A 16,326-nucleotide genomic window follows, 5' to 3' on the forward strand; every position below is an offset into this window, starting at 1 on the left:
GGTTATTCGCTTTATTATAAGGTTTTAAAACAATGTCTACCGCCACCCCAATCGTAAAACGTCGTGCAGATTATAAGGCTCCGGATTTTTTGATTAGCAATGTAAGCTTAGAATTTGAGCTTGATGCAACTGCTACAAAAGTGACAAGTATGATGACGATTACTAGAAATGGTCAGCATACTCGTCCTCTGGTACTTGATGGCGAAAATTTAACCTTACATTCAATTTTATTAAATGAAGCCGAGGTTTCTGATTATCAGCAAAATGAGCATGATTTAACGATTAATACCCTTAGCAACAGAGTTTGTCTTAACTATCAATAACACTATCAATCCTCAAGCAAACTCAAGCTTAGAGGGATTGTACTTATCGGCAGGCGCATTCTGTACCCAATGCGAAGCCGAAGGGTTTAGAAAAATCACCTACTACTTAGACAGACCGGACGTATTAGCCGCTTTCGATGTCACCATTATTGCCGATAGAACACAGTTTCCTTACTTATTATCGAACGGTAATAAAGTTGCAGCAGGTGATTTGCCAGACAACAAACATTGGGTTAAATGGTCAGACCCTTTTAATAAACCTTGTTATTTATTTGCTCTAGTAGCAGGAGATTTTGACTTACTGCAAGATACGTTCACCACCCAATCGGGGCGAAATATTACGCTAGAGTTATTTGTAGATAAAGGCATGGCAAGCCGAGGTTACCACGCCCTCGAGTCTCTAAAAAAATCAATGGGTTGGGATGAAGAAGTATTCGGTTTAGAGTACGACCTTGATATTTATATGATTGTGGCGGTCGACTTTTTTAATATGGGGGCAATGGAAAATAAAGGATTGAATGTCTTTAACAGCAAGTTTGTACTGGCCAATGCAGAGTCGGCTACAGATGAAGATTATTTTAATATTGAAGCGGTAATTGCCCATGAGTATTTCCATAACTGGACGGGAAATCGTGTTACCTGTCGCGATTGGTTTCAACTTAGTCTGAAAGAGGGGTTAACCGTTTTTAGAGACCAACAATTTAGTGCCGATATGTCGTCCCCCGTGGTTAATAGAATAAAAAATGTTAGGGTGATGAGAGAGCACCAGTTTGCTGAGGATGCCAGTGCCATGTCTCATCCTATTCGTCCAGACGAAGTGATTGAAATGAATAATTTCTATACCGTCACCGTTTACGACAAAGGTGCCGAAGTGATCCGCATGTTGCATACTTTGTTAGGACAGGACGGTTTCCGAAAAGGTATGGATCTATATTTTCAACGTTTTGATGGCCAAGCAGTTACTTGTGATGATTTTGTGCAGTCAATGCAAGATGCAAATAACAAAGATTTAAGCCAGTTTAAACGGTGGTATAGCCAGTCGGGTACGCCAATCGTTAATGTTAGCGACACTTTTAACGCTGCGTCTGGTGAATATGAACTAACATTTACTCAACATAGCCCTGCAACTTTCGATCAAACGCGTAAAGATACCTTATTCATTCCGATTAAGTTCAGCCTGTTAAATGAAGCGGGGCAGGTACAAGTTTTTGCTGATGGCAATAACGAATCAACTTTTGAATTAACCGAAACCACACAAACTTTTAAGGTACCATGGACTGCGCTCTAAACCTATTCCTTCTTTGCTGCATAACTTTACCGCGCCAGTCAAACTAAATTATGACTATAGTGAATCGGATTTAACCGCAATTTTACTCGCTTCACCAGATGATTTTAGCCGTTGGGACGCTAGCCAAAGGTTATTTAGCAACTGTATTCATGGGTTAGTCAACTTAGATGAAGGTGATAAACAACAATCGATTAAACGCACCTTAATGGCATTTAGCCAAGTCATCACTGATACACAAATTGATCTCGCTCTAAAGGCTGAAATATTAGCCATACCAAGCTTTGAAACTCTATTTCAACAAGTAGACTCGGTAGACATTGACGGGCTTGCTCTCGCACGAAAAACTGTCGTAAAACAAATGGCAGAGCAGTTCCAAGCACAGTGGTTCAAAATCTATTCTGACACTGTGATAGCGGACTACCAGTATACTGCTGACCAAGTCAATCAGCGTAAAATACGTAATTTAGCGTTAAAATATTTGGCTATTTCTGCACATCCAAATGTTCAAAATCTAATGCAACAGCAGTTTGATAATGCCGACAATATGTCAGACACATTGGCAGTACTCACAGCCGCTCAATTCAGTGATGTCGCTATCTTTGAGCGTTTAATGCAAACTTTTGAATCAAAATGGCAGGCCGATCCACTTGTGTTAGATAAATGGTTTGCGCTACATGCCAATACCGAAAGAGAAGATATTCTGGCAAGATTGGACATGTTAATGAGCCATCAACAATACACCATACATAACCCTAATAGGGTGAGGGCTCTAGTTGGCAGTTTTGCTTTTTATAATGTGGCAGGTTTCCATAATAAAGATAGCAGTGGATATAAATTTGTTGCAGACTATTTAATTCAGTTAAACGATATTAATCCCCAAGTTGCGTCTCGTATAATCACACCATTAATTCAATGGCAAAAAGTCGACGAAAAACGCCAACAGCTAATGCAACATCAACTAATGCGAATCGGCAATACCCCAGGGTTAAGCCCCGATCTGTATGAAAAAATTACCAAGAGCTTACCTTAGGTAACAAGTGGCCATGCAAAGTTATTATTTTACATTGTCGGTCAAATATGAGTTTTGTGAACAGTTCTACCAACCTTGAGTGTGAATACTGTGGTAATGACCGACGAAAGTGGTAAAAGGATACAGCTTCCGGTGTTAAATCTACGACCTTTTGTTAGCCCAATCGGCATCAAAGGTCGTTTTAGATTAATAGTAGATGAGAACAATAAACTAAAAAGTTTTGAAAAAATATCCAATTAACTCGCCATTTCAGTTGCAAAAATTTCTGCATAATTATTTATCAAATCCCCTCTAATTCAGCTTTTTTGGCATTTAATCTGTTTTAATTGCATAGCTATGTATAACAATAAATTAAAGTAAATTTAACACTATTAATCCCCAATATTTTTAGCGAAAATGCTTGTGTAAAGTAAAAATGGTAAGTATCTCAGTATATTGACTGACTCAATTAGCCTAGGTCCCACTTAACAATTGTGTTTTAAAGTTACCTAAAGGCTGGTACGGTGAATAAATTTATCGTACCTACGCACAAAAGAGAGTTATCGTGAGGCTTGTTTTAGTTAAGTCTCGAGTTTATTGGTAAACACATTAATTGACAGCGAGTGATTTCATGACGGTTGCAGATAATCAGCATTCAGTTCTACTTGAAAATGTTTATAAACTAATTATCAAAAAAACGATCCTAAGAACGTGGAGCAAATCATTAGCTTTGCAAAAGTATTGTTTAATAATATTAGCAGTGACGATTTAGAAAATAGAAATGCCAGTGACCTATATGGCGCCACACTTAGTCTGTGGAATGAGTTTATTAAGTATAAAGGTAAGGGATCACAGCCATTAGTCAGAGCTTTTAATCCTGAAATTAGTAAACATGGGTGGCAATCTACTCATACTATAATTGAAATAATTGTCTGCGATATGCCATTTTTAGTCGACTCAGTACGAATGGCACTTAATGCCAAAGGGATCACGACCCATTTGCTACTGCATAGTCCAATTAGCCTAGTACGAGATAGTAAGCTGAATTTTATTTCTTTTGAAGCAGCCAATTCGGACCATAAACATATGGTCAAAGAAACGGTCTTTTTAGTTGAAGTAGACAGACAGACGTCGAAGAAAGCGCTAGACAGTTTAGCCAGCGAGTTAACCTCGGTAGTGCAAGATGTCACCTTAGCGGTAAAAGACTGGCAACTAATGCGTGGCAAGCTTACTGAAATTATCGACAATTTTGATGCCCGTTGTTTACCACCTTTTAGCGAAGAAAATGTACAATGCAAAAAATTTCTTAGTTGGTTAAACGACCATAACTTCACCTTAATGGGGTATCGTTCCTACAGTGCTAAAGGTATAGAAGGGGATTATCGTTGGGTTGCCGATAATGACTCTAGCTTAGGGCTAATGAAAAATTCTAAGTCTGAAAGAGAAAGAGTACTGTCTAACATCCCTCCTTCGGCGCGAGAAGAAGCCTTAAGCCAAAATCCCTTAATGTTAACTAAGACCAATTCACGCTCTCGCGTGCATCGTCCTGCCTATCTGGACTATGTTGGGATTAAACGTTTTAATGAGGAAGGCAAAGTAGTAGGTGAAGATCGATTCATTGGTCTTTACTCGGCCTCTTTTTACAACTGCAGTGCTACCCAACTTCCAATTTTAGAATCAAAAATAGAGGCCATTTCTAAGTTATCCGGCTTTGAACCAGGGTCTCACGGGCATAAAGCCTTTTTAAATATTATTGAAACCTACCCCAGAGATGAACTGCTGCAAGGCAGTGTTGACGAGCTAGCCAAAATTGTATTGGGAATATTCCAAATGCAAGAACGTGGCATTACTAAATTGTTTGTTCGAAAAGATGTATTTGGCCGCTTTATCTCATGCATGGTATTTGTGCCAAGAGAAAAATATAACACCCAACTACGTAAAGACACGCAAGCCCTGTTGAAAAAGTCGTTTTCAAGTGTCGAGAACGTAGAATTCACCACTTATTTCTCTGAATCGGTGTACGCCAGAACACACTATTTTGTCAGAGTTAAAAACAACAATGCGGAATATAATGTGAAGGAAATCGAGAAAAACATCATCGAATTAACCAAAAGCTGGGAAGAACAGTTACAAGCTACCATTCGCCTGAACCATGGAGAAGCCAGGGGCATAGAGCTAGAACAAAAATACTGCAACGCCTTTTCTGGTAGCTATAAAGAAAATAACTTACCCAGTGTAGCAGTCGTCGATATTGACAAAGTTGAATGTTTAAATGATCAACGAACACTGGATATGTTGTTCTACCGTCCGCAAGAAGAAGGGATAGACAGTAAAGTCGTAAAACTTAAATTGTTTCATCGAAATGAGCCCATCCATTTATCTGCCGTCTTGCCTATGTTAGAAAACTTTGGTTTACGAGTGATTGATGAAAGTCCCCATAAAGTCAGCTCTTCAGAAAGTGATGTTAATTGGATAATGGATTTTTCAATGTTACATAAATCCAGCAACGACATGGACTTAGCTCAAGCTCAGACATTGTTTCAAACCGCATTTTCACAAGTATGGTACGGCGCGTTAGAAGACGATCCCTTTAATCGGTTGGTGTTAGCAGGCGGTTTAACGGGGCGAAATATTACAATATTACGTTCTTATGCCAAATACATGCGCCAAATAGGCAGCTCTTTTAGTCGGGATTACATCGCTAATACACTTGCTAACTATCCGGAAATTGCGAAAAATTTAGTCGCTCTATTTACCGAAAGATTCAGCCCGAGTCACAAACCAAGTAAAAAGAATGAAGCGTCCTTACTGGCTGATATTAAAGAGCAATTGGACAATGTCTCTAATTTAGATGACGACCGGATTATACGTCGCTATTTAGATTTAATCTTAGCCACACTACGTACAAACTTTTATCAAAAAGACCAGCAGGGTAACGAAAAGCCATACGTGTCGTTTAAAATGTTGCCTGAACTGATCCCCGACATGCCACTGCCCAAACCAAAATTCGAAATTTTTGTTTATTCTCCTCGTATTGAAGGTGTTCATTTACGAGGCGGGAAAGTCGCCAGAGGTGGCTTACGCTGGTCAGATCGCCAAGAAGACTTTAGAACCGAAGTATTAGGATTAGTCAAAGCACAACAAGTTAAGAATACTGTTATTGTACCTGTTGGTGCGAAAGGGGGCTTTGTCTGTAAAAACTTACCGATCGATCAAGGCCGAGAAGCCATCCAAAAAGAAGGGCAAGCGTGTTATAAGATTTTCATTCGTAGTTTGTTAGATATTACTGACAACATCGTTGATGGTCAGGTCGTGTATCCAAAAGATGTAGTCCGTCTAGACGAAGACGATCCCTATTTAGTTGTCGCAGCAGACAAAGGCACGGCAACATTTTCTGACATTGCGAATAGTATTTCTGATGAATTTAACTTTTGGCTAGGCGATGCATTTGCCTCCGGTGGAAGTATTGGTTACGACCACAAAAAAATGGGCATTACTGCAAAAGGTGCATGGGAATCGGTTAAAAGGCATTTTAGGGAAATGGGTAAAGATTGCCAAACAACAGATTTTACCTGTGTGGCTATCGGTGACATGGCGGGAGATGTATTTGGTAATGGCATGTTATTGTCGAAACACACTCAACTAGTGTGTGCCTTCAACCATTTACATATATTTTTCGACCCAAACCCAAATATCGCAGCTAGTTACAAAGAGCGTAAACGATTATTCGAAAATCCATCTCTGGGTTGGCAAGACTATGATACGTCTATTATTTCCAAAGGCGGCGCAATATTTAATCGTTCGGCAAAGTCTATATCCTTAACTGATGAAATGAAGAAATGGCTAAACACCAGTCAAGCTACAATGACGCCGAATGAATTAATTCATAATGTTCTGAAAATGCCAGTCGACCTAATTTGGAACGGTGGTATTGGCACTTATGTTAAAAGTAGCAAAGAATCCCATGCTCAAGTTGGAGACAGAGCCAACGACGACGTGCGAGTAAATGGCAGGGACCTTAACGCTAAAATAATAGGTGAAGGCGGCAACTTAGGAACGACACAATTAGGCCGTATAGAGTTCGCGGCAAACGGTGGCCGAATTAATACGGATTTCATTGATAACGTTGGCGGGGTAGATTGTTCTGACAACGAAGTAAATATTAAGATATTACTTAACTCTTTGGTGAATGCAGGTGATTTAACCGTTAAACAACGAAACACCCTTTTATACGATATGACCGAAGAAGTGGGTGAGTTAGTCATTTTGGATTGCTACCGTCAAACTGAGTCTATTTCAATTACCGAGCTTGGTGCCGTTGCGCAACTTAAAGAGCAACTTAGGTTTGTGCAAACTCTGGAGCGAGAAGGGTACTTAAATAGAGAATTAGAATTTATCCCTAACGATGACGAATTTTCTGAACGATTAGCTAACGGTAAAGGATTGACCCGTCCGGAGTTATCGGTATTGATTGCCTACGGAAAAATGGTCATGAAAGAACAGTTTGATATTCCGGACATTACCGATAATCCATACCATGCTGAGCTGTTAATCAGTGCATTTCCTAAAAAACTGCAAACCCAGTTTGCCACACAAATGCAAGATCACCCTTTACGAAGTGAAATTATTGCCACCAAGTTAACTAACAACATAATTAACGATATGGGCATGAATTATATCTTTAGAATGAAAGAGGAAACGGGCGCAACTGTAACGGAAATAGCCAATAGTTACGCAGCTGTTAAAGGGATCTTTGGTATGCAACAATTGTGGGGCGAGGTGCAGTCGTTAGATAATAAAGTCCCGTCAAGCGTTCAACTTCGTATGCTAGACAGTATGCGCCGTACTATGCGCAGGGCGTCTCGTTGGTACTTAAGACACGGTAATAAAAACGTAGATATACAGACTGCTATCCATAGTTACAAAGCAACATTTACCGATTTATCGGAAAACATTCATGATTACTTAGTCGAATCTGAATATCAACAGCTGGAAAAAGTAAGCCACGACTTAGCCCAACAAGGTGTCCCCAAAACCATTGCAACCCAAGTGGCTAGCTTGAGCAATATGTTTCCTTGTATGGATTTGGCGCAAATTGCAGAATCTGAAAACCGAGACATCAAACTGGTCGCAAGTTTGTACTTTAAATTGGGCTCTAAGCTCGAATTACATTGGTTTTTAGAGCAGATTGATAAGCAAGCCGTGACTAATCATTGGCAAGCACTAGCTCGAGCATCTTATCGAGAAGAGCTGGATTGGCAGCAGCGTTCATTGACCGCAGTGTTGTTAGCATCGACGCCAAATAATGTGGATGCTGAAGCGATTCTAAAAAATTGGATGGACAATCATCAAACTCTGCTCGAACGCTGGTATCATATGATGTCAGAATTTAAAACCAGTACTACCCATGAGTTCGCGAAATTCTCAGTGGCGTTAAGAGAATTAATGCTGCTAAGTCTTAATGCAAACAGCTAGAAGATTTAATATTTTACGTAGCCCTGGTATTTACCGGGGCTTTTTTTAAGGAAATTATATGTACTCCGTTATACAAAAACTACTTTTTACCCAAGACGCTGAATGGAGCCATGATTTCTCCATAAATTGGTTGAGACGCACTCAGCACAACTTTCTCAACTGTATTTACAAACAGACCATTGCAGATAAACCTGTAGAAGTCTTTGGCTTAACCTTTAAAAATCCCGTTGGCTTAGCGGCCGGCTTAGATAAAAACGGGGAGTGTATTGATGCATTTGCGGCTATGGGTTTTGGATTTATTGAAATCGGTACTGTGACACCCAAGCCACAGCCCGGTAACCCAAAGCCAAGAATGTTTCGTTTACCAGAAGGGCAGGCAATTATTAATCGGATGGGCTTCAATAATAAGGGCGTCGACAATTTAGTTCGTAACGTTCAGCAAGCAAAATACAATGGTGTGCTAGGCATAAATATTGGCAAAAACAAAGATACGCCAGAAGAGAATGCCTTAGATGACTACCTAATTTGTTTGAAAAAAGTCTACGCCTACGCAAGTTATATTACGGTTAATATCTCTTCTCCTAATACCCTATAGGTTTACGTAATTTACAGCACGGTGAAGCACTAAAAATATTATTAACTGGCTTAAAAAAGAACAAGCGCAATTACAATTAGCGCATAAAAAGTATGTGCCGATCTTAGTTAAGATCGCTCCCGATCTAAGCGATGATGAGATTGTCGACATGGCAGATTCTTTGATCGAGGCAGGGATCGATGGCGTCATCGCCACCAACACCACATTAGACAGAGATCAGGTAAAAGGGCAGCAATATGCCAACGAAATGGGAGGATTGAGTGGTGCCGTGTTAACCGCTAAGAGCCAGGCCGTTGTTAGCAAGCTTAACGATCACATTGCAGGTAGAATACCAGTTATAGGCGTAGGGGGTATTCACTCCGGATCGTCTGCGATCGACAGAATCAACTGTGGATCACCACTGATCCAAGTGTATTCATCTTTGATCTACAAGGGACCATCTTTGATCAAAGAGATCGTGGATGCCATATAATGATCATGCATTGATCTGATACTTTTATACTAAATAAATATGTCAAATTAACGCCTCTTACCTAAAAACTTGTGGTACGTTTTTAGGTAAGATTTCACTACTAAATGTTGAGCGTTATGTTGCGGCCCATGTCCAATTGGTTTTGGTTTACAGAAAATGAACAGCTAATGTTGTCCATGGGAAAAGAGTGGCAATGCACAACTGCATTTGGCAAAAAGCAGATTGTAGATATGCCAGACCAAGAGCAATTATTTAGTTTACAAGATACGGAGTGTTATCTTTCGCTATTGAGTCACTTGATGAATTGGAGCAGCAGTTTTTCGGAAGCACAACTCGCCCACATTTTAATTAATGCCACTGCAGCCATTCATTTTCACAAACCTATTTCTCCTAAAAGTTGGTACTTTGCAGAGATAGAGAATTATGGTGTACATCATCGCTTCTCAAGGTTATCTAATGAGTTTGGTGAAGGAGTGGTATTGGTGCTAACTGATGAACATCAATTAGCCACTTGTATGCTCATCTCTAGTGGTTTGAAACTGACAAATAGCAAAGTGCTAAATCGCTTTGAATTAATTAAAGTCGCAATAAACCGTCTGGAACCCTTCTTGCTGAGCGAATGTGATCAACTGACCGCTTAAAATCGAAAAGAATAAGCGAATAAACATGCGCTTAGTGCGCAATTACCGTATAATCGCGGCCGTTTTTAACTGCGAGTATGACTATGTTTGAATTTTTAATTACCACCTCAAAAGGGTTGGATGCGCTTCTTCTCGAAGAGATAGCAGGCATTTGTCCAGAATTGCCGTTAAAGAATAAACCAGGACAAGTGTTGTTCAGCGGAGAATTAGCTGATGCTTATAAGATCTGTTTGTGGTCTAGATTAGCTAATCGAGTGTTGGTTAAACTAGCCGAAGGCGAGGTCAATGAAGCTGAAGACGTATACAAGATCACAGACCAAGTAAACTGGCCTACGCAGTTTTCTCTTAAAGATACTTTCATGGTCGACTTCAATGGCAGCAATCAAAGTATTAACAATACACAATTTGGTGCGTTAAAAGTAAAAGATGCCATTGTCGATCAGTTTTCCACATTTTTTGATGAACGTCCTTCAGTCAGTAAAATTTCTCCTGATATTAAAATTCAAGCGCGCATGTGGCGCAGTGTCCTAGGCATTTATCTTGATTTGTCTGGCCAGAGCTTACATCAGCGTCATTATCGCTTGAAAACTGGCCTAGCGCCCGTTAAAGAGCATCTCGCTTGCGCAATGTTAATTCGTAGTGGCTGGACCAACAATACCCAAGCGCCATTATTAGATCCAATGTGTGGTGCAGGGACTATAGCGATTGAAGGCGCGATGATTGCTGCCAAGATCGCTCCCGGTTTAAAGCGCTCAACGTGGGGATCTCCAAGCATGGAAAAATCATGATCAAGAACTATGGGAAGGGCTAACCCAGCAAGCTGAGCAGCAACGAATTAAGCCCCAGTGCTCAATCTCTGCCAGTGACATAGATGGCGCGATACTGGCCATTGCCAAAGAAAACGCCAGAACAGCTGGGGTAGAAGAATATATCCAATTTACGCAACAGAATGCTTGCGAATTTAAGCCCGTTGAAAACAAAGCCGGATACCTTATGAGTAATCCACCGTACGGTGAACGGTTAAGTGAAATACAACAACTCACTCCCGTTTTTCAAAAATGGGGGACGTGGCTAAAAACGGAATACAAAACATGGTTTATGTCGCTACTTACCTCTGATCGTAATTTATTACGTGAAATGAAATTAACTGCTAAAAAAGAATACAAACTGATGAACGGCAAACTTGATTGCTTGTTGGTCAATTTCGAGCTTGATGAGAAAAACTGTCAAATTCGTGAAATAAAACCCCTTAGCAATGATTTTATTAATCGTTTCGCTAAGAACCAGCTTAAAACTAAAAAGTGGCTGAAAAAGCAAAACACTAATTGTTACCGCATATACGACGCTGACTTGCCAGAATATAACGTGGCGATAGATTGTTATGCTGATCATTTAGTGGTGCAAGAATATGCTGCTCCAAAAGATGTGCCAGAGCACAAAGCCAAGAAACGTATTAATGAAGTGATGCAATCTTTAGCGCAAATGAGTGGATTATCAGCAGATAAGATTATTTTAAAAGTACGTGAACAGCAGAAAGGCAAAAGCCAATATCAACGAGTGTCTCAGCGTAAAGAGCGTATTCAGGTATTTGAGAATGGTGCGAAATTTCTGGTTAATTTGCATGATTATTTAGATACAGGGTTATTCTTAGATCACCGCATTACGCGCCAATTAGTCCAACAAAAGGCTAAATCAAAAGACGTACTCAATTTATTTGCTTATACAGGCAGTGTATCGGTGCATGCAGCACTAGGTGGCGCCAAGTCCGTCACAACGGTGGATATGTCTAATACCTATATTGATTGGGCGAAAGACAATTTTAGTTGTAATAACCTCAAGGGAGCCTACGAGTTTATTCAAGCCGATTGCTTAACTTGGTTAAATCGTTGCCGAAGCTTTTATGATTTAATATTTATTGATCCACCTTCATTTTCCAACTCTAAACGTATGGAAGACACCTGGGATGTACAAAGAGATCATATTGCCTTGTTGACAGACGCGGTAAGTTGTTTACAGCTAGGCATGGGAGATTATTTTTTCAAATAACCTGCGACAATTTAAGTTAGATGAAGTAGCACTTAAGGGCTTAGGCTTACGTATTAATGATATTTCAAAGCAAACATTACCCGAAGATTTTCAACGAAATCCGAAAATTCACCATTGTTGGTCATTGATTAAAGAATAGTAAAATGGAAATAATTTTGTACTCGGGACAAGACTGTTGTTTGTGTGACCAAGCAGAAGCACTGTTAAACGAAGTCGACCCCAAAGCAAACATCAAGGTTAAGAAAATAGACGTGAAATCTAGCACAGAGTTGTACCACCTATATGGTGCTCGCATTCCTGTGTTATTCAATCCAAGTAGTCAACAAGAGCTTCCTTGGCCATTTGATAGTTCCACATTAAGAGAGTTTATATTGTGAGTTTAATGCAGTTAAAAAATGCCAGCATTATTTTAGGGCACCCACCTTTATTAAATGGCATAGAATTAGTGATTCATCCCGGTGAGCGACTATGTTTAGTTGGCCGTAATGGCAGTGGTAAATCTACGCTACTTAAAGTGATTGAAGGAGAAATCAAGCTAGATGATGGTCAACGCATCGTTAACACTGACGTAAGAATTTCTCGCCTACCGCAAGACCCGCCATCCAGCGTTGAAAGTAGCTTATTTGATTATGTCGCTGAAGGTCTAGCCGAAGTAGGGCAATACCTAAAAGCCTATTTTCATCAAGCAGATTTAGTCGCTGAAGATCCGTCAGAAGCAAACTTAAACAAACTAGAATCACTGCAACACAATATTGACCATCACAATGGATGGCAATTTGAGCAACGTATCCAGCAAGTGTTAACCAAACTACAACTTGACCCTAATCAACAACTCAGTAACTTATCTGGGGGTTGGCGTAGAAAAGCGGCTTTAGCCAGAGCGATGGCCAGTGATCCAGACATACTGTTACTAGATGAGCCTACTAACCACCTCGATATAGACATGATCAAGTGGTTAGAAGAAGCGGTAAACGGTTATGACGGGGCAGTAGTATTTGTTAGTCACGACCGAGCATTTATTCGCAAAGTAGCAAGTCGCATTATTGATTTAGATCGTGGTAATTTAGTCAGTTATCCAGGCAATTACCAAGAGTATCTTGATCAAAAAGCACATGATCTTGAAGTAGAAGAAACACAAAATGCGCTATTCGACAAAAAACTAAGCCAAGAAGAAACGTGGATACGCCAAGGCATTAAAGCTAGAAGGACCAGAAACGAAGGTCGAGTGCGAGCACTCAAAGCATTGCGAGCCGAACGTTCACAGCGAGCGAATAAATTGGGTAGAGCCAAGGTTAGCGTGAGTGAGGCGAAAAGCTCTGGAAAGATCATCTTCGAGACAGAGCAGTTACATTATGTGATTGCCGACAAACTTATTTCTGAGTCGTTAACCTGTACTATCATGCGCGGTGACAAACTCGCATTAGTGGGCGGCAACGGTTGCGGAAAAAGTACCCTAATCAAATTACTATTAGGACAACTAGAGCCCACTTCTGGAACCGTTAAATCAGGCGCAAACCTAGAGGTAGCTTACTTTGACCAACATAGAGATCAACTCGATGGTGAGTTACGCGTAATCGACACCATAGCAGATGGCAAGCGAGAAGTGACCATCAATGACAAAACACGTCATGTGATGAGCTATTTACAAGATTATTTATTTACTCCTGAAAGAGTTAACTCTCCAGTTAAGTCTTTATCTGGTGGTGAAAAAATAGATTGTTGTTGGCAAAGTTGATGCTCAGACCCAGCAATTTGTTAATACTCGATGAGCCAACAAATGACTTGGACGTCGAAACCTTAGAGTTATTAGAAGATACCATTGCCAATTATCCAGGCACGGTTATCTTAGTTAGTCATGATAGGGAATTTGTTGATAATGTGGTGACCAGTAGCTTGTTCTTTGAGGGTAACGGCATAATCAAAGAGTTTGTAGGGGGATGTACCGATATCAATAATTGGTATCAACAACTGGCAGCAGAAGACAAAGCCAAAAGCAGTAGCAAAGCAGCTAGTAAAAACGTTAAGAGCAAACCAGCTGAGCCTAGTGCAAGTAAAAAGCTGACATATAAGCTACAACAAGAGTTGGAGTCATTGCCTCTGACAATAGAGCAATTAGAACAACAGGTTAATGAACTGCAGCAACAAGTAAATGACCCAGAGTTTTTTAAACAACAAGAGGCTACCACCGCACCATTGTTATTGGCGCTAACAGAAGCCGATTCAAAATTAGCGCAGGCCTACGAAAGGTGGGACGAAATTGAAAGTATGCGCGACAAGTAAGTTCTAGCAAATACATCTAAGTTACTTCGGCTGTGGTGCGGGGTAACTTGGGTATATTTCATTTTTATTACAGTTCTGAGTTTCTTATAAAAATTTGATTTAAGAGTGATATTAATTTATTTTTCAATGACTTAAGTTACTTTTTTCATCAATCCTTAAATTCTTGTTGAACCAAATAGCACATTCGATTATCTCTATTACGTGGTTATTGAACACCACAGATCAATTAATATTGTATAGAGGAAACTAAATGAAAAGACAGAAAAGAGACAAGCTCTCTAGAGCTCATTCAAAAGGTTATCAAGCTGGTATTTCAGGTAGATCAAAAGACAATTGCCCATTTCAAACATCCGAAGCGCGTTCAGAGTGGTTAGGAGGGTGGCGTGAAGCCATCGGCGACAGAAACACTGGACTTTATCAATAGAGATAAGTGCTGTCTGTTGCCAGTGAAAGTTGACGAAAATGTCACTGTATTACAATGTTAAAAGCCCCAATTAGGGGCTTTAGTTTTTTAAGGGATTAACGACGACGCTGCGCTGTCGCTTAACAATAATATTAGAACTTACTGGTATCTTGAAATAAACCCACTTTTAAGTCGTTTGCTTGGTAAATAACACGTCCATCTACAGAAACGGTACCATCGCCCAATCCCATATATAGTTTGCGTTTAATCACACGCTTCATATCAATACGATACGTAACTTTCTTGGCAGTAGGCAAAATTTGCCCTGTAAATTTCACTTCACCTACACCTAATGCTCGTCCTTTACTAGGGCCACCACACCAACCCAAGAAAAATCCAACTAATTGCCACATTGCGTCTAACCCTAGGCATCCAGGCATAACAGGATCACCTGGAAAGTGGCAATCAAAAAACCACAAGTCTGGGCTTATGTCTAATTCGGCAACGATGTAACCTTTGTCGTGTTCGCCACCTGTTTCATGAATTTCTACGATTCGGTCCATCATTAACATATTAGGCGCAGGCAGTTGACTGTTTCAGGACCGAATAATTCTCCTCGGCTACAGGCTAAAAGATCTTCTTTAGTAAAGCTATTTTGTTGTATGGTCATTCTATATACTTATGGTTAATAATCTTGTGGGGTAATTTAGCGAACAGTTGTACGCTAAACAACTCTGAACAGTGATTATTTTCAATTTTTATGTAATTAATTTAAAAGGTTACTCATTGACTAGTACGATTAAAGCAAAACGTAGCGCAAATGCAGAGAAACAGAAACGTTTTCGCGAAAAGCAAAAACAAAATGGTAAAAAACAAGTCAGAGGTTATGTCACGCCAGAAGCAATGCAATGTTATCGGGAAATATCTGATAAAACCAATTGGACCGACAGTGAGATTTTAAGCAATGCGTTACGCATAACCTATGCAGCTTATAAATGTGGGCAAATTAAGCTGTTGAATGAATGGCTTAAAGATAATGAGAAGTAATGGGCTAGATGTTAGCTAAAACACAAAGCAATACTCCTAGCAGAGTATTCGAAGTGGATGTATTAAGAGGTAGCGCCATAGTACTGATGATTATCTTTCATTTTGGCTATGATTTAGCGGTATTTGGCTGGGCCACTTACAATACGGGGATTGACATCGAATGGCGAATCTTTCGCGCCATGATCGTCACCGGCTTTTTACTAGCAGTAGGAATGAGCAGTTACTTGGCTTACCATCGTAAAGTCGATGGTAAAAAATTGTTTAAAGCCTGCGCTAAATTATTGCTAGTATCAGTATTTTTGACCATTAGTAGTGTGTTCATGTATCCCGATACTTGGATTTACTTTGGTATCATTCACTTCATTACGGTAGCTTTGTTTCTGTCTGTGCCCTTCGTACGTATTCCGAATATTAGTGCGGTGTTAGGAACATTCATTATTCTGGGATACGGGTTAGATTATATTAGTATGCATAGTCTGTGGTTGTGGAGCATAGATAATATAGGCATACCTCAACAAACTGTTGATTTAGCCAGTTTCATCCCTTGGTTTGGCGTAGTGCTATTGGGGATATTTGTTATGCATAAACAATGCTTCAATTTGTCAGTACCTCAACGTCAACTGACGAAAGCCCTTGCTTGGTTAGGTAAACATTCCCTTGTTATCTATTTGCTCCATCAACCCATTATTTACAGTGGTTTATCACTTATTGCATTAATAATTGATAACCCCACCTAGCACTGTCATT

General features: G+C 39.9%; 6 protein-coding genes and 6 pseudogenes. 11 read left to right on the plus strand and 1 reads right to left on the minus strand.

The annotated features are described in order from the left end of the window. The first annotated feature begins 32 nt into the window (after positions 1-32). From pepN to rmf, 9 genes and pseudogenes are all read left to right on the plus strand, one after another. Positions 33-2,641, plus strand: a pseudogene (gene pepN / locus RS130_RS15895) (aminopeptidase N). Between the two features lie 96 nt (positions 2,642-2,737). Then, on the plus strand, positions 2,738-2,881 hold the full coding sequence (locus RS130_RS15900) for a DUF2835 family protein (RefSeq protein WP_316028084.1): 144 nt from the start codon (positions 2,738-2,740) through the stop codon (positions 2,879-2,881). A 370-nt stretch (positions 2,882-3,251) separates the two neighbouring features. Then, a pseudogene (locus RS130_RS15905) lies at positions 3,252-8,095 on the plus strand (NAD-glutamate dehydrogenase). A gap of 58 nt (positions 8,096-8,153) precedes the next feature. Beyond that, positions 8,154-9,162: pseudogene (pyrD, locus tag RS130_RS15910) on the plus strand (quinone-dependent dihydroorotate dehydrogenase). 128 nt (positions 9,163-9,290) lie between these two features. Continuing rightward, positions 9,291-9,803: a cell division protein ZapC domain-containing protein gene (locus RS130_RS15915; RefSeq protein WP_316026734.1), complete on the plus strand. Its 513-nt coding sequence runs from the start codon at positions 9,291-9,293 to the stop codon at positions 9,801-9,803. An 83-nt stretch (positions 9,804-9,886) separates the two neighbouring features. Continuing rightward, positions 9,887-11,988: pseudogene (gene rlmKL, locus RS130_RS15920) on the plus strand (bifunctional 23S rRNA (guanine(2069)-N(7))-methyltransferase RlmK/23S rRNA (guanine(2445)-N(2))-methyltransferase RlmL). Between the two features lie 4 nt (positions 11,989-11,992). Further along, entirely contained in the window at positions 11,993-12,226 is a 234-nt protein-coding gene (locus RS130_RS15925) for a glutaredoxin family protein (RefSeq protein ID WP_316026735.1), read from the plus strand. Next, a pseudogene (gene uup / locus RS130_RS15930) lies at positions 12,223-14,129 on the plus strand (ATP-binding cassette ATPase Uup). Before RS130_RS15925 ends, uup begins: the two are co-directional and overlap by 4 nt. Before the next feature lie 250 nt (positions 14,130-14,379). Next, complete coding sequence (gene rmf, locus RS130_RS15935; protein WP_316026736.1) at positions 14,380-14,553, plus strand: ribosome modulation factor; 174 nt, start codon at positions 14,380-14,382, stop codon at positions 14,551-14,553. A 131-nt stretch (positions 14,554-14,684) separates the two neighbouring features. On the opposite strand, the pseudogene fabA reads toward rmf, so the two are convergent. Further along, a pseudogene (fabA, locus tag RS130_RS15940) lies at positions 14,685-15,202 on the minus strand (3-hydroxyacyl-[acyl-carrier-protein] dehydratase FabA). A gap of 116 nt (positions 15,203-15,318) precedes the next feature. Here fabA and RS130_RS15945 point away from each other — a divergent pair. Both RS130_RS15945 and RS130_RS15950 read left to right on the plus strand, forming a co-directional pair. Continuing rightward, positions 15,319-15,579 carry a hypothetical protein gene (locus tag RS130_RS15945; protein WP_316026737.1) on the plus strand — a complete coding sequence of 87 codons (261 nt, stop codon included), beginning with the start codon at positions 15,319-15,321 and terminating at the stop codon, positions 15,577-15,579. Positions 15,580-15,587: 8 nt separating this feature from the next. Next, on the plus strand, positions 15,588-16,316 hold the full coding sequence (locus tag RS130_RS15950; protein WP_316026738.1) for a heparan-alpha-glucosaminide N-acetyltransferase: 729 nt from the start codon (positions 15,588-15,590) through the stop codon (positions 16,314-16,316). The last annotated feature ends 10 nt before the right edge of the window (positions 16,317-16,326 follow it).

Origin of the sequence: Paraglaciecola aquimarina, from assembly GCF_032464635.1 — a bacterium.
GTDB lineage: Bacteria > Pseudomonadota > Gammaproteobacteria > Enterobacterales > Alteromonadaceae > Paraglaciecola > Paraglaciecola aquimarina.

Bases quoted from the DNA above. Each gene is read 5' to 3' on its own strand.
- RS130_RS15900 (WP_316028084.1), top strand. From the start codon at position 2,738: ATGACCGACGAAAGTGGTAAAAGGATACAGCTTCCGGTGTTAAATCTA.
- RS130_RS15915 (WP_316026734.1), top strand. From the start codon at position 9,291: ATGTCCAATTGGTTTTGGTTTACAGAAAATGAACAGCTAATGTTGTCC.
- RS130_RS15925 (WP_316026735.1), top strand. From the start codon at position 11,993: ATGGAAATAATTTTGTACTCGGGACAAGACTGTTGTTTGTGTGACCAA.
- rmf (WP_316026736.1), top strand. From the start codon at position 14,380: ATGAAAAGACAGAAAAGAGACAAGCTCTCTAGAGCTCATTCAAAAGGT.
- RS130_RS15950 (WP_316026738.1), top strand. From the start codon at position 15,588: ATGTTAGCTAAAACACAAAGCAATACTCCTAGCAGAGTATTCGAAGTG.